Origin of the sequence: Halobacteriovorax vibrionivorans, from assembly GCF_003346865.1 — a bacterium.
GTDB lineage: Bacteria > Bdellovibrionota > Bacteriovoracia > Bacteriovoracales > Bacteriovoracaceae > Halobacteriovorax_A > Halobacteriovorax_A vibrionivorans.
The window spans coordinates 744,363-764,808 of sequence record NZ_QDKL01000001.1; the positions used below are offsets into that span (position 1 = coordinate 744,363).

13 protein-coding genes and 1 tRNA gene are annotated in these 20,446 nt (G+C 35.8%); 4 read left to right on the plus strand and 10 right to left on the minus strand.

The window, feature by feature from the left end:
- The first annotated feature begins 103 nt into the window (after positions 1-103).
- Positions 104-3,892 carry an Ig domain-containing protein gene (locus tag DAY19_RS03590; RefSeq protein ID WP_158536772.1) on the plus strand — a complete coding sequence of 1,263 codons (3,789 nt, stop codon included), beginning with the start codon at positions 104-106 and terminating at the stop codon, positions 3,890-3,892.
- Here the strand turns inward: DAY19_RS03590 and rimO are convergent.
- Positions 3,889-5,274, minus strand: a complete 1,386-nt coding sequence (rimO, locus tag DAY19_RS03595; protein ID WP_114705813.1) for a 30S ribosomal protein S12 methylthiotransferase RimO — start codon at positions 5,272-5,274, stop codon at positions 3,889-3,891. The two genes, DAY19_RS03590 and rimO, sit on opposite strands and share 4 nt — an antisense overlap.
- 143 nt (positions 5,275-5,417) lie before the next feature.
- Here rimO and DAY19_RS03600 point away from each other — a divergent pair, with 143 nt between their 5' ends.
- Complete coding sequence (locus DAY19_RS03600; RefSeq protein ID WP_114705814.1) at positions 5,418-7,376, plus strand: lytic transglycosylase domain-containing protein; 1,959 nt, start codon at positions 5,418-5,420, stop codon at positions 7,374-7,376.
- Here the strand turns inward: DAY19_RS03600 and DAY19_RS03605 are convergent.
- Together DAY19_RS03605 and smc are read right to left on the minus strand one after the other, a co-directional pair.
- The gene (locus DAY19_RS03605; protein ID WP_114705815.1) at positions 7,357-7,953 is read right to left on the minus strand and encodes an outer membrane lipoprotein carrier protein LolA; all 597 of its coding nucleotides are present in this window, start codon (positions 7,951-7,953) and stop codon (positions 7,357-7,359) included. The two genes, DAY19_RS03600 and DAY19_RS03605, sit on opposite strands and share 20 nt — an antisense overlap.
- Entirely contained in the window at positions 7,953-11,636 is a 3,684-nt protein-coding gene (smc, locus tag DAY19_RS03610; RefSeq protein ID WP_158536773.1) for a chromosome segregation protein SMC, read from the minus strand. The genes DAY19_RS03605 and smc overlap by 1 nt, the downstream gene beginning before the upstream one ends.
- 231 nt (positions 11,637-11,867) lie before the next feature.
- On the opposite strand from smc, the gene DAY19_RS03615 reads away from it, so the two are divergent.
- The gene (locus tag DAY19_RS03615; protein WP_114705817.1) at positions 11,868-13,001 is read left to right on the plus strand and encodes an HD-GYP domain-containing protein; all 1,134 of its coding nucleotides are present in this window, start codon (positions 11,868-11,870) and stop codon (positions 12,999-13,001) included.
- A gap of 24 nt (positions 13,002-13,025) precedes the next feature.
- Here DAY19_RS03615 and DAY19_RS03620 read toward each other — a convergent pair.
- From DAY19_RS03620 to rph, 3 genes are all read right to left on the minus strand, one after another.
- Positions 13,026-13,102, minus strand: a tRNA-Pro gene (locus DAY19_RS03620).
- A 70-nt stretch (positions 13,103-13,172) separates the two neighbouring features.
- Entirely contained in the window at positions 13,173-13,745 is a 573-nt protein-coding gene (gene rdgB, locus DAY19_RS03625; RefSeq protein WP_114705818.1) for an RdgB/HAM1 family non-canonical purine NTP pyrophosphatase, read from the minus strand.
- Positions 13,745-14,452 carry a ribonuclease PH gene (gene rph / locus DAY19_RS03630; RefSeq protein ID WP_114705819.1) on the minus strand — a complete coding sequence of 236 codons (708 nt, stop codon included), beginning with the start codon at positions 14,450-14,452 and terminating at the stop codon, positions 13,745-13,747. Before rph ends, rdgB begins: the two co-directional genes overlap by 1 nt.
- Positions 14,453-14,508: 56 nt before the next feature.
- On the opposite strand from rph, the gene DAY19_RS03635 reads away from it, so the two are divergent.
- Positions 14,509-15,174, plus strand: coding sequence for a biotin--[acetyl-CoA-carboxylase] ligase (locus DAY19_RS03635; RefSeq protein WP_158536774.1), 666 nt, complete (start codon positions 14,509-14,511; stop codon positions 15,172-15,174).
- A gap of 2 nt (positions 15,175-15,176) precedes the next feature.
- Here the strand turns inward: DAY19_RS03635 and DAY19_RS03640 are convergent, their stop codons facing one another.
- The 4 genes from DAY19_RS03640 to DAY19_RS03655 form a co-directional block, all read right to left on the minus strand.
- Positions 15,177-16,412 (minus strand): response regulator, encoded by a 1,236-nt coding sequence (locus DAY19_RS03640; protein ID WP_114705821.1) that lies wholly within the window; start codon positions 16,410-16,412, stop codon positions 15,177-15,179.
- 76 nt (positions 16,413-16,488) lie between these two features.
- Positions 16,489-17,232 carry a PP2C family protein-serine/threonine phosphatase gene (locus DAY19_RS03645; protein WP_114705822.1) on the minus strand — a complete coding sequence of 248 codons (744 nt, stop codon included), beginning with the start codon at positions 17,230-17,232 and terminating at the stop codon, positions 16,489-16,491.
- Positions 17,229-19,487 carry an FHA domain-containing protein gene (locus DAY19_RS03650; RefSeq protein ID WP_114705823.1) on the minus strand — a complete coding sequence of 753 codons (2,259 nt, stop codon included), beginning with the start codon at positions 19,485-19,487 and terminating at the stop codon, positions 17,229-17,231. The genes DAY19_RS03645 and DAY19_RS03650 overlap by 4 nt, the downstream gene beginning before the upstream one ends.
- Complete coding sequence (locus tag DAY19_RS03655; protein ID WP_158536775.1) at positions 19,468-20,436, minus strand: FHA domain-containing protein; 969 nt, start codon at positions 20,434-20,436, stop codon at positions 19,468-19,470. The genes DAY19_RS03650 and DAY19_RS03655 overlap by 20 nt, the downstream gene beginning before the upstream one ends.
- Positions 20,437-20,446: the final 10 nt, after the last annotated feature.

Sequence of the window (20,446 nt, forward strand, 5' to 3'; positions counted from 1 at the left end):
GTTTTTATCCAAGTCACAGGCAAGAAATACCTCTATCCCCCCGTAAACAGGGGTTATTTCAAATTTCGTAAAGATTATGGACGTTTCATTCGATAATAATTGTATGAAAACGTTAAAAGGTAGACCGTCACTCCATTTATTATTAATCTTACTTCTCATCACATCTTCATGTGTGCCAGATAGCTTAACTAAGTTTAAGGAAGAAGGTGCAACAAGTGATGATGCATCAAGTTCAGTTGGTGAAGTCGTCGATCCACCAAGTCAGTTCGAAGATGATTTTGGATTTCCTATTGATGGTGACTCTATTGAATCACCTACATCTGTTTCGTATTCAACATCACCGACAAGTATTTTTGTAACTGGTGATTCTGGACTTATTAATAAAAGTGATAGCAATATTGTCACAAGGCTCATTCCTTCAGGTTCATTTGGAGACTATACAATAGAAGATGATGAAGGTGTCTATGTTGTAACTCCTTCAACTCAAAATAACTTCTTAGACCCTATATCAAACCCTGGGTTTAACTTTGGGACCGACCTAACAACAACATACGCAGGAACTTTTAGCCTTAGTTCAAGAACAGGTGTAATTCAATTAACAAGTAGCACCGTAGATCCTGTTCGTAAGTTCACTGCCGCAAATACAAATTTTAACTTCTATAGTCCTGCTGATGAAACTGCAGAAACAATAACAATTACATCTATGCCTACAATAACTGTACAGGCTCCAATCCCAGAAAAACTATCATTCGAGGTAGAATCTAGTTTTAACTGTACTGGTACTAATATTGGTACATCAGCACCAGGCATACCGACAATAGGTGACACATACCTTGACGCTGGAACTTGTTACTACAACTATGATGGAACAAATTTAAATACAGTGGCTTTTCCATTCTCGGGACCTGTTTATATAGGTTTCCAATTAGACACAAATGCAAACTTCCTAATTGATGACTCTATTACGTCTGAAACATTCTCAACTTCAAGTGGTGCAACAGGAACTATTACTTATAAAGATGAAGCAAATGCCATTTATGGAACACTAACGTCAGGGGACTTATATCCTGGAGACCTAATAGACAATGAATTCCCATTTTCTAACACGGAAGGAATTATTGAAAAGGTTAAATATTACTTTCAACCTGAATCAAATATTATTTTAAAACTCATTAATGATACAAGTGTTGGCCCTGCAACTCACATTGGCTATAACAATCATACTAATATTGAAATAACACCAGATCTACCATCGACTTTAAAACTTGTTAAAGATGTTGATAGTCCACTGTTTGGTTATATCATTGATACATCAGGGACAAGTGATCATGAATTACAATCGGCATCAGAATATACAGTAAAGGTTTCAAATGATATTACAGAAAGAGTCTTTACATTTGATATCGGGATAGTAAATCCACCAGAAAAACTATCTTATTCTCAACTAACTGCTTTTAAAGTTAAAAATTTAGTTCAAACGAGTTCATCATTTACTGTAGGTCAAGAAGTCGCTACAGCTGTAACTCCTCCTTTTGAAGAAGGTGCAAAAGGGATTATTAAAAGAATTTTAGATATTGATGGAAATGAGAAATACTTAATCGTTCAAGTTATTTCAGGTCAATTTGTCAAAGATGCGTCTATCGATAACTATAAGGAATTCTTGGACGAAGAAGCAATTATTCAAACAACGCCAGTTTCACTTACACACATACTCGAGTTGAACACTACAGCGGCGTTTACCCCAACATACATAGCAGAGCAACCTTCTATTTGCCAAGAGTTCATCGCAGCCCCATCAAATGAATATGCTAAAGCAATTGTAACAGGTAATCCAACTGATGCGGGTCTTGCTGGATATATATTTGTAAATCAAGTTAAAAATCCAGATGATACCACTTCTAATAGAGATTTTATTGCTAGTAATACAACACTCGAAGATTGTGATTTAGGAACATCATATACAATGCAAGAAATATGGGCTCCTGTCCTAGAAGCAACATTTACAAATACATCATCGTTGACTTCAGGTATGGATTTACTAACAACGACTAATCGAGCTAGTTTATCTTTATCAAGTATCAACTCAACTGATAATACAGCTTTATTACAAAGTGCTGATGGGAAGTCTCTAACCCTTTCTCTTCCAGCGCAATTTTCATCAGTAAGGCCATATGCACTAAATGCTGCGTCGATTACAAATTATAAATCGCTTACTACTTTTGAATTACAAAGAGGTGTTGAATCATCACTAATTGCAACTCTTCCAAAAGGAGACTCAGTTGTGTATTCAGTAACACCTGAACTGCCACCAGGACTCTCTCTTGATCCAGATACTGGAGATATCTCTGGTATACCAGAAGTAGCAGCTGCTTCTAAAAACTTTGTCGTTACAGCGACAAATATTTTAGGGTCAGTTTCTAGCTCATTTAATATCTTAATCGAAGACTATTTCGAAGTTGATATTGATATTGCAAACACTCCTAAGTTTTACTTACACAAAGATGGTGAAGATAATCTTTTTAATCAGTGTCGTATTAAAAAGCGTGATATTGTATCCAACCCAAAAACGACAGCTCTAGAAACAGAGGACGTAGTTGATATAGATTGCTTTGCTGATATTGGAGAAAATAATATTCACCTTAGAAACCTAACATTTAATGCGAAAGTTGGCCCTGGAATCTGTCACAGTGTTAAATACCAGCCATTTTCATTTTTCTCAAAGAGACCTCACAGAACTTTGGCATCTGATACAGACATAAACTATAGTCCGACAGCAAGATTCATTGTACAAGAAGTTGTAAATGCAAGCCCAGAATGTGCTGGAGTCGTAGGTGCTGACAATACAGCAAATGATGGTTTAACTGGTAACCCTACACCTGCAAATACTTACAGCGTAGATGGTATCTATGTTAATGGTGTTTTATTTGATGGTACTCTTGATGACCTTTGTGCTGGAAAATATGATGATGTTAACTGTGATGATGGTCAATTTACATATGCTACTCTTGACTATACTTATACAGAAGCAGACTCAGACCTTGGTACTCCTGAAACTTGTGAAAATACTATTGAAGTTAAGACACATAGCTGTGAAGGAAATATGTACGCATGTCGTAACGGTCCAATTAGAGACTTATTTAATGATGTCGAAGTTGAAGAAGGATTTGGATCATTAATAATCGAAGCATTTAGTGGCCTCAATTATACAGAAGAACTAAGTTCACCAATTGATATTGGCGCATCTACTAATCGCTACATTGCTTCATATACAACAAGTAACTCATGTTTTAATCCAGGTGATAGTACTCAGTACTATGCAAAAGGTGTTGTAGAACACTCACGAAGAGCGGATGGTGACCCTAATGGAATTGTGGACCCATTTATTGAGTCTCAGCCATTTTACAGCTTTACATGTCTTGATGAATTCTCAGTGATCCAAGCACGAATTAATGTTCACGTTAGAGATTGGGATAATACATATGTACTTGATGATCTAGACAAAGTAACAACTGGAAATATGGATGAGGGTGTAAACGAAGATGTGTTCGATGAACCTTTAAATGAATATTCTGACTGGGATGACTCTGCGATCACGACAGGTGTATATTCAGGCTGTAATGATTCAAATCCGCCGTCAATAGCATCTACATTTGATTCTATAGGCACAGGTAGTGGAGTACAAAGTAGTCAATACTTCTACTTTGCAGCTAGTGGTCTTGGATTATACTCTGGGCAAGATGTGACGATTAATGGCGATGCCTATACCATTAAAAGGGTATATAGTAACGGTGTTAAACTAACACGTCCACTAGAGACAACATACTCTAGTGTAAATATCTCCGCTAGATATCTTATTCCATTCCCTGCAGTGGAGTTTGAAGAAAATAACTAAAGCACACGACCAACTAAATCAAAATCTAATACTTCGGTGATCTCAACTTCAATGAGGTCACCGATTTTTAAATCTCTCTCATTTAAATCATTGATAATAACTTTTCCATCAATATCCGGAGCTTGTCCAAAGTGGCGACCGACAATTAAAAGATCAGTATCCTCATGTGTTCCTTCAACTAAAACTTCAACTGTTTGACCTAAGAAATCTTGATTAAGCTCGCGAGCAATTTCTTTTTGAGCTTCATATAAGCGATCAAATCTTTCATCAATCACTTCCTGCGAGTTCTTATCTTTAAGACGATAGGCCGGTGTACCTTCTTCATCAGAGTATCTGAAAATACCAAGGTGATTAAAGCGAGCCTTTTTTACACCTTCTAAAAGTTTTTCGAAATCTTGTTCCGACTCACCAGGAAAACCGACAATAATTGAAGTTCGTAGAACAATACCTGGTATTCTCTCACGAAGCTTAACAATTCTCTCCATGATCTTCTCACCAGTGATCTTTCGATTCATTCTCTTTAACACGTAATCAGAGAAGTGCTGAACTGGCATATCAAGATACTTACAAACTTTTGAAGATGTTGCCATCTTTTCGATTACTTCATCAGTTAATTCATCTGGGTAGAAGTAGAAGAGTCTAACCCAATCAACACCATCAACCGTTTCAAGGCCAGACAGGAGTTCAAATAGATTATTTTCATCACTTAAATCAACTCCATAATCAGAAAGGTCTTGAGAAATAAGATTTAACTCACGAACACCTGATTCAGAAAGTTTCTTTGCTTCTTCAACCAGAGACTCAACAGTACGTGAACGAAGACGCCCTCTAAGTGTTGGAATAATACAAAATGTACAATTTCGATTACACCCTTCAGATATCTTTAACCAAGCTGTATAAAATGGAGAAGTATTAAGTCTTGGATCAAATTCAGTATGAATAAATCTTGGAACTTCAACAAATGACTTCTTTTCTAATTTATTATTTTCTAAAGCAGTTAGAAGAGGAACAATCTTATTGTATTCACCTGTTCCAATAAACATATCAACTTCAGGAAGACTTTTTTCAAGTTCATCTGAATATCTCTGTGCCATACAACCTGACACAACGAGGGCCTTACATTTTCCGACCTCTTCATCTTTATAGTCTGCAAGGTCTAGAATCATCTCTATCGATTCTTGCTTTGCCGCTTCAATGAAAGAGCATGTGTTAACAACAATTACTTCTGAATTTTGCGGCTCAGTTTCAACCTTGAAGCCATTTAGGCCCATATGCCCTAGCATAACCTGAGCATCAACAAGGTTTTTAGAACAACCCAGAGAAGTAAAGTAGACCGTGCGGTCGTTAAATTTTTGGTTAACTTGAGATGAAATCTCAGTCATATATGTCTCCAATGTAAGCGAAAGTAGGTACTTATAAGTCTCAACCGACGTTTTTTCAAGGTCTTATGTAATTTTTTTAGGTACAGAAGTGCCTATTTTCAATTACTTGAAGGAATTACCTTCTCGGCCTATTCTAGATAGTAATGAGATTAATTATTATAACAACATTTATTTTACTTCTGGCCTCTTGTACAAACTTAGATCGTCCACCAAAGGAGCGTAAAGCAAGTGGTGAATTAACAAACCTACTTGTGAAGATTTCAAAGAACGACAAAGTCTCATGTCGAGAATATGAAAAGTTTTTAGTGACTGATTTCCCTTTAGCTCCTTGGCTGAGAGCGAATTATCATAAAAACTGTACAAAGAGTATCCAAGAACTCAGTGAAGAATATAAGAACGTAGAACAATATCCATACTGGGCCCGTGAAGAACTCATCGACGCCATAATCTCAAAGCCTTATTACAATGATACTTATGTAAGTGCTGTATTAAATAAGATTGATTATTTGAAAACACGTGGAGAAACAGAAAGACTACTTCAAGACAGTTTAAAAAGATTTCCACAAAATACAAATGAATACGATCGAATCTATGAAAAATTAATTGAAGTTTCACCTCGCTTTAACACATCTCCAAAGCCAGAAGAGTTTATGGAAGTTGGAAAGAGTTTTGAGCGTGATCGCCAATTCCCAAAGGCGAGAAATTTCTATCGTCGTGTTATTAGAAATAAAGATTCCACAAAAGAAGAAAAGGTCGATGCTTGGTTTCGACTAGCATACTCATATAAGAGAGAACGTAAAGGTGATAGCTTTCGTGAAAATATCAGAGGACTTGTACTCTATCTTCAAAAGAATCGTGAATCAGAATACTTAAAAGAAAAGCATGCTGAGTATTCAATTCGTTTAGCAAGAATATATTGGACGGAAGATAATCTACAAAGAGCAGTGAGAGTCCTAAGAAACCTACTATTATATAAGGAAGTTCCAAACGATTCAGTAGTAACGACTTATTATACAATCGGTGGTATTTTTGAAGATTTAAGAAAATATGATCGCTCTATTAAGTTTTATAAAAAGGCATATGCAGCAATTGAAAAAGAACATGAGCATCTCGAAAGTATTGTATGGAATCTCGCCTGGACAAATTACAAAGCTGGAAATTATGAAGAGATGATCAGTTGGTTTGATCAGTTTGAAAGTAAATCAGAAGAGGCAAATTACCGTTTTCTTTATTGGAAGTTTGTAGGCTTAAAAAAGCTTAATCGATTTAAAGAAGCGCAAGAGCTTCTTAAAAGAATTCAAGAAGAAGATCAATTTGGATACTATGGCCAAATTGCTCATATGAATCATACAAAACTTGAACACATCAACTATCGTGAAAGGTTTGATATTACAATTGATGAACTGGCCTGGGCAGTATACTTAAATAATACAGAACTTGCTAAGAAGATTATCGATAGTAATGAAGATGTAAGCTATAGTGACTTATATGCGGCGAAATATTTCAATATTATGATCTTCAAGTTCTTCAGAGAAAGTGATGAAAAACAAAAAGAGATTCTAAGTAAAGATCCACAATTTGCATTTCCTTTAGCATTCAAAAAGGAGTTCCTTGAGAATAATCGCTCAAAAACAGTCACAACTCCACTACTTATGAGTATAGCTAGACAGGAGTCGGCCTTTAATCAATACGCACGCTCACCTGCCGATGCATTTGGACTTCTTCAATTAATTCCGGAACAAGGTAAACGTCTTTCTAGACGCTATAAGATTCCATACAATAGTTATGAAGACCTTTATAATCCAAAGATTAATATCACCTTCTCAAGCCTTCTTTTAAACGAGTTAATGAAGAGAAGAGATAATAACTTTATTGATTTTGTGGCCAGCTATAATGCTGGAGGTACACCGGTAAGACGCTGGAGAAGCCGAATTAAACTTCCAGACCTAGAGTATATTGAAGAGATCCCTTACAAAGAAACACGAAAATATGTAAAACTTGTAACGAGAAATTATCTCATATACTCACGATTACTAAGTGATGAGCCAATTACTTTGAAAGAGAACTTCTTTCGCGGTGGCTTTATTGATATGAAACGTTAGCACCTTTTGGTACTTGAAGGATAAAGTTCTTCTCTTGAAATTTCTTATTTGTGGCAATATTAGATAGTTCTAAATTAACACTTTTACCATCAGCATAGTTGATTTCAATCTTTGAAAGATTACTGAATTTCTTATCTGTCGATTTAAAAACAAGCTTTGTTTCAATTACACCAGTGTCCTTTACAGCCTTTTCTTCAAATACCAGTACACTATATTTTTCGCTGTCTTTAACCTTGTAATTCTTATTTGTTTTTAGTCCACTTTTTAAGAGATCAAAGAAGTTGGATAGCCCTTTATCACTTCCCTTATGGATAACAATCTCAGCAGGATCTCCAGGCATAAAGCCATCTCTCTTATACCAAGTTGTCTTTTCATTCGTTACATAAACAAGAGCATCAGTTCCAACTTGCTCAAGTCTAAGTTTTCCTGGGTACTGGTAATCAAAAGTCCCATTAGACTCTTTAGGCGTTCCCGTTAATTGATTTTTTACAATTTGTTTATACTTAGTAGAAAAAGACCTTGGAACGAATCCCAAGGCCATATTTGAAATAATTGTCAGTAGTAATAGTTTTTTCATTACTGTAATTGTACCGAAACTGCCTTTGAAACACCAGGCTCCTGCATTGTTACCCCGTATAGTGTATCGTTTAACTCCATTGTTTTCTTATTATGTGTAATAAGAATGAACTGTGATTCAGCACTCATTTCACGAAGAAGTTCATTAAAACGTCCTACGTTGGCATCATCAAGTGGAGCATCAACCTCATCCAGTAGACAGAATGGAGATGGCTTAACTAAGAAGATAGAGAAGATTAGTGAAACCGCAGTCATGGCCTTTTCACCACCAGACATTAGGTTAATATTTTGCATCTTCTTACCTGGAGGTTTTGCAATAATATCAACTCCACATTCTGCATCTTCAATATTTCCAACGATTTCTAGACGAGCTTCCCCTCCACCAAAGATGATTGGGAATACTTTTCTAAATCTCGTATCAACTTCTTCAAAAGCAATTTTAAATCTTTCTTTTGATTTCTCATCAATGTGATCAATCGCATTTTGAAGATCTTCTAGAGACTTTCTAAGCTCTACTTCTTGAACCTTTAAGAAGTCATAACGAAGTTTTTGTCTGTCATAATCTTCAATCGCCTGCCAATTAATCTCACCTAAGCGACCAAACTCAGACTTATAATTCTTAAGCTTATGCCCTTGGTCTTTAAGGTCTTGGCCATATTTACGAACAAACTCATAAGATTCTTTTTCAATCTCTTTTGGTCCATTCTCAGTTTCCATGAAGTACATTGTTGAAATATCATTAAGCTTTTCAAAGTCAGACTCACCATATTCAAGATAGCGACCAAGAGTCTCGCGAAGATCAACACGGTACTTCTCAAAAATATTACGTACGCACTCTTCTTCTTCATTAAGACATCTTTCAAGACGAACTTCTTTTTCAGTAATTTCCTTGTCGGCTTTATTGATATTCTTAGTGAGTTCTTTAACCTGCTCTTCTCTTTCTTGCATCGCAAGTAATAATTCAGAGAACTCATCTTTCATAATGCTTAGGACTTCATCTTTACTTGCAAGAACATCTGCCTTGTCATTATTTGAAAGTTCAAGCTCTTCAATCTCAACTTGAATCGTTTCGATTTCATTTTCAAGTTTCGTAATTAATTCAGTATTGGACTCTTTACGAAGCTTTTGCTTTTCAATTTGTTTTTCAATATCCTCTGACTGAGAACGAAGTGAATTTACACGCTGTTCAAAAGTCTTGGCCTCAACTTGTTTAGAAACATAAACCTCACGATCAGCTTCATAAACCTCATTCATCTCATTATATCCATCACGTAGATCTTGAATTCTTTCAGACATATCTGAAATTGATTCTTCTAGTGATGACTTCTCTTTATGAAATGATTCCTCTTTTTCAAGAATAGCAAGTCTAAGCTTAGACGTTTCATCCTTACGATTCTTAAGAATATCAAGTCTCGTATTTCCAGATTCCATTGAAGCAAGCTTTGACTCTAAAGCAGAGTTCTTTGCTGCATAATCTGCTCTTGCTTCACTTAGAGCAAGACGAGCATCTTCTAGTTCTTCAACTTTCGACTTTAACATCTCATTTGAAGCACTTACTTCTTCTTCAAGGTTGGCAACTTTTTCATTTAGAGAGACTAACTCGTTTTCAAGAGTTTCAATTGTATTATTTCTTTCAATCGCACTTTGACCTTGCTCTCCAGATCCTTTGATATGAAGAACTGTCGCATTACGGCGATTTCTAATTTGAATATTTCCTGCAATATCTGAGATTCCACCAAATGAGATCGAGCTCTCAAGTGAAGCAACCTTATCAACGTCAAGAGTATCAACGATGAATAAGCTTGATAAATAAGGAGTCAGTTTCGCTTTATACTCTTCAGGTAATTCAATAATATCACTTAACGTTGTTAGCTCTGCTCCTAGCTTAACCTGGAGTCTTTCACGTGCTTCAGCCGAAATGATATCTGCTGATTTATCAGCAAGTAAGATTTCAAGCGCATTCTCATCATTTTCAGACACCCAGTTTTTCAGAAGAGATAGGTCACTTTCAGAAGTAACTAAAGACTCTAAGAACTCTCCAAGAAGTGCTGTAACAGCTTTCGTGTACTTGTCATCACACTTGATAATATTTCCTAGAACAGTGTAATTTTCCGAGTCAACTTCATTTAAGAACTTCGATACACCTTCTTTTGCACCTTCTAGAGATGCGCGGATTTCTTTTAAAGAAGATAAGCGTGATTGTTTCGTAATCTGCTCTTTTGTAAGAGTTTTCAGTTCACTCTCTAGATCACGATCCTTAATAGTTAATTCATTTACTGTTTCTTTCAGGTTTGATTCTGATTCAGTTAACTCCTGCGCTAAATTCTTAGCGGCCATAACCTCGTCTCTTTCCTTGGCAAGTTCTGTTGAAACACCTGAGTATTGTTTTTCAATTGCTTCAATTTCAGTTGCAAGGTCTTGAAGAGTTGCAGCATATTCTTCAAGTTTTGAACTATTTTGAAAGGCTTGTTGTTCCATTTTAACAAGCTCTTCTTTTTTAATATTTAACTCTTCTTCAATTTCATTTATTTGAGATTGGCGATCTTCAAGTTCAGACTTTAAAGTTTCAAGTTTTTCACTTGCAGCTTCATAGTCATAATCTTCTTTTGAAGAAGTGATAACATCATTAATTTCTGTTTCAATTTCTTCTTTCTTCAGTAGTCTTTCTTCAATCTCTTGTGAAAGCTCTTCGATCTCTTTTTGCCTTTGCTCTAAATTCTCTTCCTTATCCGTTAGAGACTTGCAAAGAGCATTAAGCCTTTCTTCTGAAGCAGCTAATTTATTTGAGATCTCATTTCTTTCTTTTTGAAATTCATCAATTTTTGCAGTCTTCTCTTCTCTTTCAAAGCGCTCTTCTTCAAGAGATATCTCTAGAGAATCTTTCTGTGTACTCCAAGCCTCAAGGTTCATTCTTTTTTCAGTAAGTTCTGATGAACCATCACGAAGTTCGCGAAGATCTTCAAAAACCTTGTGTGCATTAACAGAGATTTCAGTGCGCTTAATTTTCTCTTTTAAGTTACGAGCTCTTTCAGCTTTTTCAGCTTGTTTTTGAAGAGATTTTAAATTCTTTTCAATTTCAACAGTAAGATCATTTAGACGATTTAAGTTTTGCTCTGTTGCTTCGATCTTTCTCATCGATTCTTTTTTACGAACTTTGAATTTCGTAATACCAGCAACTTCTTCAATCATTGTACGACGCTCAACCGGTTTTGCTTGAACAAGTCTGTTGATTTCACCTTGAGCAATAATTGAATAAGACTTTGCACCAGCACCAGTATCCATAAATACTTCTTGGATATCTTTGAGTCTTGCTGGCTCTCCATTGATACGATATTCCGTATCTCCATTTCTATATAACTTTCTTGTTAATTGAATCTCTGAAGGGTTTGCAACTTTTCCACCAATGTGAATATGCTTACCATCCGTATTTTCTAGGACAAGAGTTGCCTCGGCCCAAGCAGCTGGATTGTATTTAGAAGAACCAGCAAAAATAAGGTCCTTCATAGAGTTACCTCTTAGGTGTTTAGCTGATTGCTCACCCATAATCCAAAAAAGGGCATCTACGATATTTGATTTACCGCATCCATTTGGCCCAACGATACCTGTAATACCGTCGTCAAAATTAACAATTGTACGATCTTTAAAGGATTTAAAGCCCTGGATAATAAGTCTTTTCAGTTGCACTTTGATTCACTCCGTCAATGTCTACTATATTTTGTGTGTTGTGTAGGGCTTAATGTACCATTTCAAGCACCAAATCGTACACTTTTAATATTTAAGTTTCGCTAAAAGACTTACGTGTTTTTAATATCTTACAAAGCCAAAATCCTAACAAGAACTAACACGCCACTTTATATTGTACGAATTTAATACTAGGGCTTCATCATTCACTCAAAGTTGCCGATAAGAAATCCAATGAGCCAAGATCAAAAGACAGTCTATTTCACAATCGACTTTCATCTCGTTTCACGAGAAAAGCCGATGCTATATAATATCTACATCAATTCATCGACGGTAAAAGACAAGGATCACTATGTGAAAATTGTTAAGCCAGGTGAAGTACTTACTGACGCAGACGTGGAGGACTTTAAAAAGTATCAACGTATTCATGTCCTCGAGTCAGAACGAGGTCTTTACTTACAATCCCTTGCTGAAAATGATGATTTTGAATCTCTTGATAAAGTAACGGCCATTAAAGACTCAGCTGTTAAGCATCTCGATGATATCTTTAATCCAGGAAAAGAATTTAATACTGAAATTCTTGGTGAGGCCCTTGATGGTTGTCACGATTCAATGAAGGCCATGGTTGGAGTTATAAAAGACTACGATATCAATAGTCTTAAGAACCTGATCGGTGAATTATCTTTTCACGACTTCTACACTTACGATCATTCAATAAATGTTAGTATGTATAGTGTTCTCATCTATAAACAATATAGACCTAAGGCCAGTGAAGCAGATCTTGTAGCAATTGGACTCGGAGGACTTCTTCACGATTTAGGGAAAACAAAGATTTCAACTGAAATCCTCAATAAGTCTGGTGGTCTTTCTGATGAAGAATTTGCAGAAATAAAAAAACACCCAGAACTTGGTGTCGAGTTGTTTCGAGAAGCTAACCCAGATTTTCCAGGTTTAAAAAAAGAAGCAATTGAAAGAGTAATTGTTGAACACCATGAAAATATTGATGGTTCAGGCTACCCAAAGGGATTAAAAGGACCTGACCACCACATCTTTTCAAAAGTAGTTTCTGTTGCTGACTTCTTTGATGCCATCACAACAAAGCGTTCATATTCACAAGCACTTCCAATTGAAGATGCTTTAGAAATTATGAAAAAAACAGTTGGAAAGAAGATCGATGCTGAAATTTTTGATTTCTTTGTTAAAAAAGTTTCAAAAGTAATCTTAACTGGAAAGACAATGATAGAACTTCCAGAAGACTTCAACACTGAAATTGCCCACGCTGAACTTCCAGTACAAAAAGTACAACCAAAGAAGCTTGGTGAGAATTTCACAAAAGCACCAGATAATCCTAATAAGATTGAAAAATAAGTTAAATTTATGGGATTTGAAAAATGGTCGGAGTAGCAGGATTTGAACCTGCGACCCCTTGCTCCCAAAGCAAGTGCGCTACCAAACTGCGCTATACTCCGACATTGAAAAATTGGGTGTGATTGTTATAAGTGATCTAAACCTTTTTGGCAACCCAGAACTTAAACTTATTTAAAGTTCCTTAAAAAATTTCACAGCACTCTCAACGGCCTTCGCTCGATGAGAATTTGCATTCTTCCACTCTTCTAATTCAGCTACGGTCTTATTGGGAAAGGCTTTAGGGCAGAATACGGGATCGTAACCAAAGCCACCATCTCCCACATAACTATCTGAAATCTCACCTTCCATGCGCCCCTCAAAAAAATATATTTCCTCAGGTGAAATATAGAAACACAGAACACAAGTAAAGAAAGCTTCACGTTTTTCTTTGTCTAAAAGCTTCTCTAAAAGAAGCTCAGCTCTTTGTTTATCTGTTAAACCTTCTCCCCCAAAACGAGCAGAGAAAATTCCCAACTCATCAGGTAATGCCTCTACATTAATTCCGGAGTCATCTGCAAGAACAGGCTTTTTAAATTCTTCATAATATGCCTGTGCTTTTTTTAAGGCATTTTCTTGATAGGTTGTTCCATCTTCAACCACTTCTAATTTAGTTGGTGCTGCCTTTACGGTAACGTTACTATCTTTAAAAAGAATACCAAACTCTTCGGCCTTGTGGGCATTACCAGATGCAAGAATAAAGTTCATTACTGTCCTAAAGTTTCTTTTTGTTTTGCAAATACAATTTTTAATGACTCTGTTGCACAATCCATAAGAGCATCCATTTGTTCTCTTGAAAATGCCTGGCCTTCGGCCGTTCCTTGAACTTCAATAAACTTTCCAGACTCAGTCATAACAATATTCATATCTGTGTCACAACTTGAATCTTCTTCATAATTTAAATCAGCAATAATCTTACCTTCTTTATTAATTCCACAACTAATTGCGGCCAATGGTTCAATAATTGGACTTTCTTTTAAGTCACCACTTGCAAGTAATGATTGAATTGCCAATTCAAGAGCAATAAAAGAGCCAGAGATAGAAGTTGTTCTTGTACCACCATCTGCAACCATTACGTCACAATCTAGCGTAATCATTCGCTCACCAAGCTTTTCAAGATCAACGACGGCCCTTAAGCTTCGTCCAATTAACCTTTGAATTTCCTGAGTTCGTCCTCCAATTTTAGAGCGTTCACGTCTTGAGCGAGTATGAGTTGAACTTGGAAGCATTGAATATTCGGCCGTCACCCAACCTTTTCCACTGCCTTTCATCCACCTTGGAACATTATCTTCAATTGAAGCTGTAATATGAACTTTTGTGTTACCAAATTCAGCTAGTACAGAACCGGCTGCATAAGGGTTAATATTAATAGAAAAGTTAACTTCTCTTGGAGTAGAACGTTCGATTAGTGACATATTGAATACCTCTGATTTTATTAGTATTCTTCGATAATAACATAATGAGAAAGCCTATGAAACACTTACACTTTAAAGAACTTCCCTCTACCCAACTTAAAGCTATTGAATTAATTGAAGAACACAATTCAATTCTAATTAGCGCACAGAAGCAAACACAAGGAAGAGGTAGAAGAGATAATAATTGGGAAGATCTCGAAAATAGTCTAGCTTTCTCATTTAATATTAGCCCTACAGGTAAGCCTACTCTTCTGGCACTAGAAATTGCGATTACTCTTGCGAAGTATTTTGATGAAGATAATTTAAGTCTCAAATGGCCTAACGATATTTACAATGAAAAAGGAAAGAAGGTCATTGGAATCCTCGTAAATAAAGAGGGAGATGATTACATTATTGGTATTGGAATAAATTATGGCCCAGTTACGAAGTCCACTCATAATAACTATGGACAGCTAAAATCAGGTCACTTACTTAACGAAGAAGAGTACAAGACTCTACCGGAGCAAATTTATAAGTATATCTGTGAGAATCGATTAAACGATCATGACATTATCTCAAAATGGAGTCGATTAAGCTTTCATATCAATCAAAAATGTAAAGTTATTGATGGTGATGAGATTATCACTGGCACATTTGAAGGCATTGGTGAATATGGTGAAGCATTGATTAAAAACGGAGATAAAATAGAGAAAGCCTATACAGGCTCTCTCTTATTGGATTAGTTTTATTCTGAAATTGAAGTAAGAACTTTTTTTGAGATTGTCTTAAGTTCTTTTTTAATTAGGTTCTCTGCAAGATCTGGAACAATTTCCCAAATAATCTTCTCTAGGTTTTGTTCGCAATATTCTTTTGCATATTTTTCAATGATAGGTGCGACGTCAGCTCTTAATGAAGCTTTTAAGTCTTCCATATCAACACTTGGTGCCTGCTTTGATGCACCTTTATTAACAAGAGCTGTTGTTGTGCGCTCAAAAGAGAAATTATCATTCATTTCACTAGCATTAGAAACATCAATTTCGTGCTCATCTTCTTCTGGTGATGAAAATGCTTGAGAAACTTCTTCATCAACATCCCAAAGATTCTCATCTGCGATCTCTTGTGGGAAGTCATCTGATTCATCTGTAGCATCTTCTTCAGCAGAAAGTTCTTCACTAGTATATTGAGATCGTGGCTCCTCAATAATAGGCTCTTCTTGAGGAAAGTCATCATCAAGCTCGTCATCAAGACTTCCAAAATAATTACTAACATCTAAAACTGTCGAAGCCGCCTCTTGATTTATATCTGGTGCTTCATTCTCAGAACTAATTTCTTGCCCTTCAATAACAGGAGGCAGAGAATCAAAATCACCTGTTACATCGCTACCTTTTAAATTTGTTGGATCAAAGCCCCAACCGTCTAACTCAGAGCTTAAATCTGAAGGATCGATCGTTTCTTCATTTTCTAGAGAATCAATATCTTGCTTATCATCGAGGTGAAACTCACCTGTCTGATCTTCTTCTTCAAATTCACCTTGAGTCGTATCGACACCCCAACCAGAGAAGTTATCATCCTCAGAGTCTTCCTGAGGAAACTCTTCGCTATCTTCAATTGGCTGTTCATCAGAAACACCATTTTCAATTAAGTCATTACATAAATTGATAAACTTTTCAGTTTCGAAAGGCTTTACAACTTTATCTGAATATCCGCTACTACGTAGCTTCTCTTCATCAATGATATCAAATGTCCCTAGCATTGCGAGAATAGGAGTTTGTGAAAACCTCTCTCGAACTTTTCGACCAAGGCCATAACCGTCATCAGCAAGACCAAAGTCTAATAAAATCAAATCAAAGTCTTCACTTTGGTTGAAAATATCCTCTTCATCCAATACAGGAGTAAGCTCAAAGTCTTGGCTTGCAAATGTAATTTTGATTACTTTTTGAATCGTCTGACTATCGTCAGCAACTAATACCTTTCTACTCATATAAAACCTCAATATATTGTTACGCAAAAAATCCAGCTAAGCAAGTATTGAGTTTTACTAGGATTATTTAATTATATTATAAAATTGAGAAAATAATGGCCGACTGATTGTCTAAATTACCTTTTCGATTAGCAAAATTAAAAAGGCCGTCGATTTGAGTCACTTCATCAGGGCCCAATTCTTGAACAACACGTTTTATATCATTTAATGAAAGGCTTCCATAAACCCCATCCGATAGAAGAATTACTTTATCATGTGGCATTACATTTACTTCCCATATTTTTGGAGAAATCTCTTCATAGAGCCCCAATGCAACAAGAGGAAATGTACTTTTATGATGAGTATTATCTGAAGTTGATATTTGAGTTGGTGAATCTGGTGCGCTGATTTGTGATAAAGCACCGTCTCGATATAAAAGTGCAACGCAATTGCCACATGAAACAACAGATAGAATATTTTCCGATAACATTGTTAATGCAACCGAAACACCACCTTTATCCTTCATCTCTTTCTTCTTATTAATGGCCATTAAGTTTTTATGAGCAATCATCATGGCATTCACTAATGCATTAGTCTCTAAAACATATTGAGGTGAATAAAAATAAGGCATCGTTGCATTTGGATCACCTGATAACTTTGTAAAATAGTTTTCAATCGATTTAGTCACTGATTCGAGGTTTAAATCAGAAATCCCACTTCCACCAAAGCCATCAAAAACACCAAATATTTTCTGCTTTAAATTAATATAGGTACTATCTTCATTTAGATTTAAATATGGCCCTTGATGTGTGCGAGCAAAAAAGCTTTCAAGTTCTCTCATAAGTTTTTTAACCTTTTAGAGGCTTTGATATAATACTCATTATCTACAGGTGAGATTTGTTGAACTTCCTGAAACTTCTCTCTAGCCTCTTCAAAAGCACCTAGTGATTCAGAGACAAGACCCTGTCGATAAACTTTGCGGGCACGTTCAGTAAGTATCTCATTAATATCATCAAGCTCATTTTGAGCATCAATCTCATTTGGGTTGTATTGCAGAACTTCTTTAAAGACTTCATAAGAAGCTTTTAAGTCCTCAGCTTCTTTTAAGGATCTTGCTTTACCCAATAAAGGTCCAGTAATATTTTTCAAATTTTGTCGTGATTTCTTTAACATATCGACTGCCTTCTTCATTAAATCTTCGTCGATATTTTTTTCACTTATAAACAATTCAAGTGCATTCACAGCTTTAAACCACTCTTCTTGTAAGAATAATTTCTCACCTGGCCTTAATGCGTCGACCATTCTTTGTCTTTCTGCCTTCTTTTGGGCCTCTTCTAATTCTTTTCGATTCTTCTCTTTTACATATGCATTTATTTCTAACTCTAAATTTGCAACATCATAATTATCTGGATCAAGCTCCTTAATTTGCTGAAAGAGTCCTCTTGCTAAAGTGACGTTCTTTTCTTTTACAGCTGCTTGAGCTTTTTCTAACAATTTATCAACTTTGGCCTTTATAAGTTGTCTTTTTTCTTCGGCCCTTCTTTCTTGCTCAGCTTTTTCAAGCTCTGCATATTTATCTTTTGCTAACTGATAGAAAGTCTGCGCCTGCTTATAGTCTTTTGTGATTAAGAAAAGTTTTTCAAATTCTGTAATTGCTCGTACAACATTTCCTTCGTTAGCGTAGCGAGTGGCAAGTTGGTATAAAGCTTCTGCTTTTTCTTGTTGTTCTTTAGTTAGTCTCTTATCGACAGATGTAACAACTGCTTTCTTTTTTTGCTCTTGAGCTTGCTTATCCTTAGCACTCTTTTTCTGTTGAGGCTCACTATCAGGAAATAAAAACATATAAACCCCTAACAATACGACAGTATAAATTAGAACTTTTTTACGTTTTTCCGGATCTTTTAGTATTTTTTTGATGATTGATTTTTCTTCGGTATCATCAGGCATATCAGATAATTCAAGATCACCTAAATCGTCATCATCTGAAACTTCTACAACTTCCTCGATTTCGATTTCCTGATTATCTTCAACTGGCATCAGCATATCCTGCTGACTTTTAATGAAGTCACTTGCAATTTTTACAGTGAACGTCGTTGAACCAATAATAAATTCATCACCATTGGTGATTTCTTTTTGATTTATCCTCTTTCCATTAAGAATTGTACCGTTAGCAGATTGTAAATCTTCAAGAACACAAGTAATTCTATTCTTACGTATAACTGCGTGTACTGATGAAACCTCAGGGTCACTTAAGACAATTTGACATTTATTTGGGTCTCTTCCAATAAATGTTTCAGCTTGGTCGAGATTAAAGTGATCGTAAGGAACATCCTCACCAAATAACTCTAATATAAAATTTGCAAACCCACTAAATACTTGTGTCTTATCACCAGCATCATCATCTAGTGTGTCGATATCGTAATTTTGATCACCATACTCATCATTATATTCTTCTGAATAACCATCATCCTGAAAGTCACCAAATCCTTCTTCTTGATTTCCATCCATCTGAAAATCGTCAGAAGGTGCATCACTTTCAAAAGAGTCATTAAAGTCATCTTGAACTTGTTCCTGAAAGTCTTCTTGAACTGGCCCTTCATCGTTTAAGTCAAACTCTTGCGTTTGGGCATCATCCTCAATTTCTCCATTTTCAGGGTTATCCATAACAGAAGTTTCATCTTCTTCTTCCACAATTGGAATATCCACTTCGTCATCAAGTTCTGCTGGAGTGTCATTTACGTCTTGATGATCGTGCGACTCTGCAACATCATTTACAACATTGGCCTCTAATTCTGTGAATGTTATTCGATAATCATTACAAACAATAAAATAATTACTCTTAACTTCAACTTCAGAGTCAAACATAGGAGTGTTATTTAGCAATATCGTATCGTAATCCGATAGTTTTTTAATAGTCCAAGAAACACCATTATAATTCAAACTGGCCAATTGACGTGAAACTTGTGGATCTTCAAGTTTTACCTGAGCATCATCAGATCTTCCGATTAAAAAAGACGCACTTTGGCCTAAGATTACTTGGTCAGTAAACTCGTAGTTATTTAAAATTGTTCCATTTTTAGAAACAGTAATTATCACTCTTTTTCATCCCAAGTTTTTCGGCCATATCTTCAACGTTCTTTTTGGCCTCAATAAAACGCTCATCTGTTTTATATTCAATTAATAATTTATAAATTGCACAATAGGTCCCTAAGGCCCTTGAATATTTAAGTGAATCTTTGTTCTTAGTTGCTTGATCAAACATATCTTTAATCTTTTCATCAAGTCTTTGTTTAGCAATATTCAAGTGATATGCAGCTTCACCATCATTTGGATCCAAGGTTAAGGCAAGATTAAACTCTTGCATGGCCCTAAAATAGTTTCCTTCTCGCGCCTCACGTCTTCCACGATGGATATAGGCCTCTACTTTTTCTTTTACCTCTAAGTCTTCTTTATATTGAATCCCTGTATTTTTATTGCTCGACTCAATTACGGTACTTCCTGTTTTATTTGATTTTGCTTTCTTTACCTGTTCAGTATCCCCATCCATAAAGAAAAAGATCAACATAATTGCAGCTAGGCCATATATAAGCTTTTTTCTTTTTGCTTCTTTACTATCAACTTTCTTCTTTTTTGGCTTAGTCTTTTTTACCTCTTCCTCTTCTTCCTCGTCTTCTTCATCCTCATCTTCGAACTCAACTAATGCTTTTTCTTCTTTAACCTCTAGGAAAGAGTATTTAAATACAGTTGAACCAATAATAATTTTATCGCCAGACTTTAACTTATGTTGAGTAACCTTAAGATCATTTACCATAACCCCGTTCTGTGACTTTAAATCAGTTAACGTGTATTCATTATTAACTCGAGTCAATTCAACATGCTCTCGTGAGGCCTGTGTATCTAGTACTTGAACATCATTTGAACTCAGACGGCCAAGCACAACGCGCTTACCATTAAGGTAATAACAAATTCCCTTATTCTTTCCTGTCATGCAGATAATACGGTGGTATTTCCCAGCACTTTCAGGAGCAGATAAATTTTTTGTCATCCTTATAGCA

Excerpts from the sequence above, each read along its gene's own strand:
- rdgB (WP_114705818.1), bottom strand. The coding sequence starts at position 13,745 with ATGAACTTTATTCTTGCATCTGGTAATGCCCACAAGGCCGAAGAGTTT.
- DAY19_RS03645 (WP_114705822.1), bottom strand. The coding sequence starts at position 17,232 with ATGAGAGAACTTGAAAGCTTTTTTGCTCGCACACATCAAGGGCCATAT.
- DAY19_RS03605 (WP_114705815.1), bottom strand. The coding sequence starts at position 7,953 with ATGAAAAAACTATTACTACTGACAATTATTTCAAATATGGCCTTGGGA.
- DAY19_RS03640 (WP_114705821.1), bottom strand. The coding sequence starts at position 16,412 with ATGAGTAGAAAGGTATTAGTTGCTGACGATAGTCAGACGATTCAAAAA.
- DAY19_RS03635 (WP_158536774.1), top strand. The coding sequence starts at position 14,509 with ATGAAACACTTACACTTTAAAGAACTTCCCTCTACCCAACTTAAAGCT.
- DAY19_RS03590 (WP_158536772.1), top strand. The coding sequence starts at position 104 with ATGAAAACGTTAAAAGGTAGACCGTCACTCCATTTATTATTAATCTTA.
- DAY19_RS03615 (WP_114705817.1), top strand. The coding sequence starts at position 11,868 with ATGAGCCAAGATCAAAAGACAGTCTATTTCACAATCGACTTTCATCTC.
- rimO (WP_114705813.1), bottom strand. The coding sequence starts at position 5,274 with ATGACTGAGATTTCATCTCAAGTTAACCAAAAATTTAACGACCGCACG.
- rph (WP_114705819.1), bottom strand. The coding sequence starts at position 14,452 with ATGTCACTAATCGAACGTTCTACTCCAAGAGAAGTTAACTTTTCTATT.
- DAY19_RS03655 (WP_158536775.1), bottom strand. The coding sequence starts at position 20,436 with ATGACAAAAAATTTATCTGCTCCTGAAAGTGCTGGGAAATACCACCGT.
- DAY19_RS03600 (WP_114705814.1), top strand. The coding sequence starts at position 5,418 with ATGAGATTAATTATTATAACAACATTTATTTTACTTCTGGCCTCTTGT.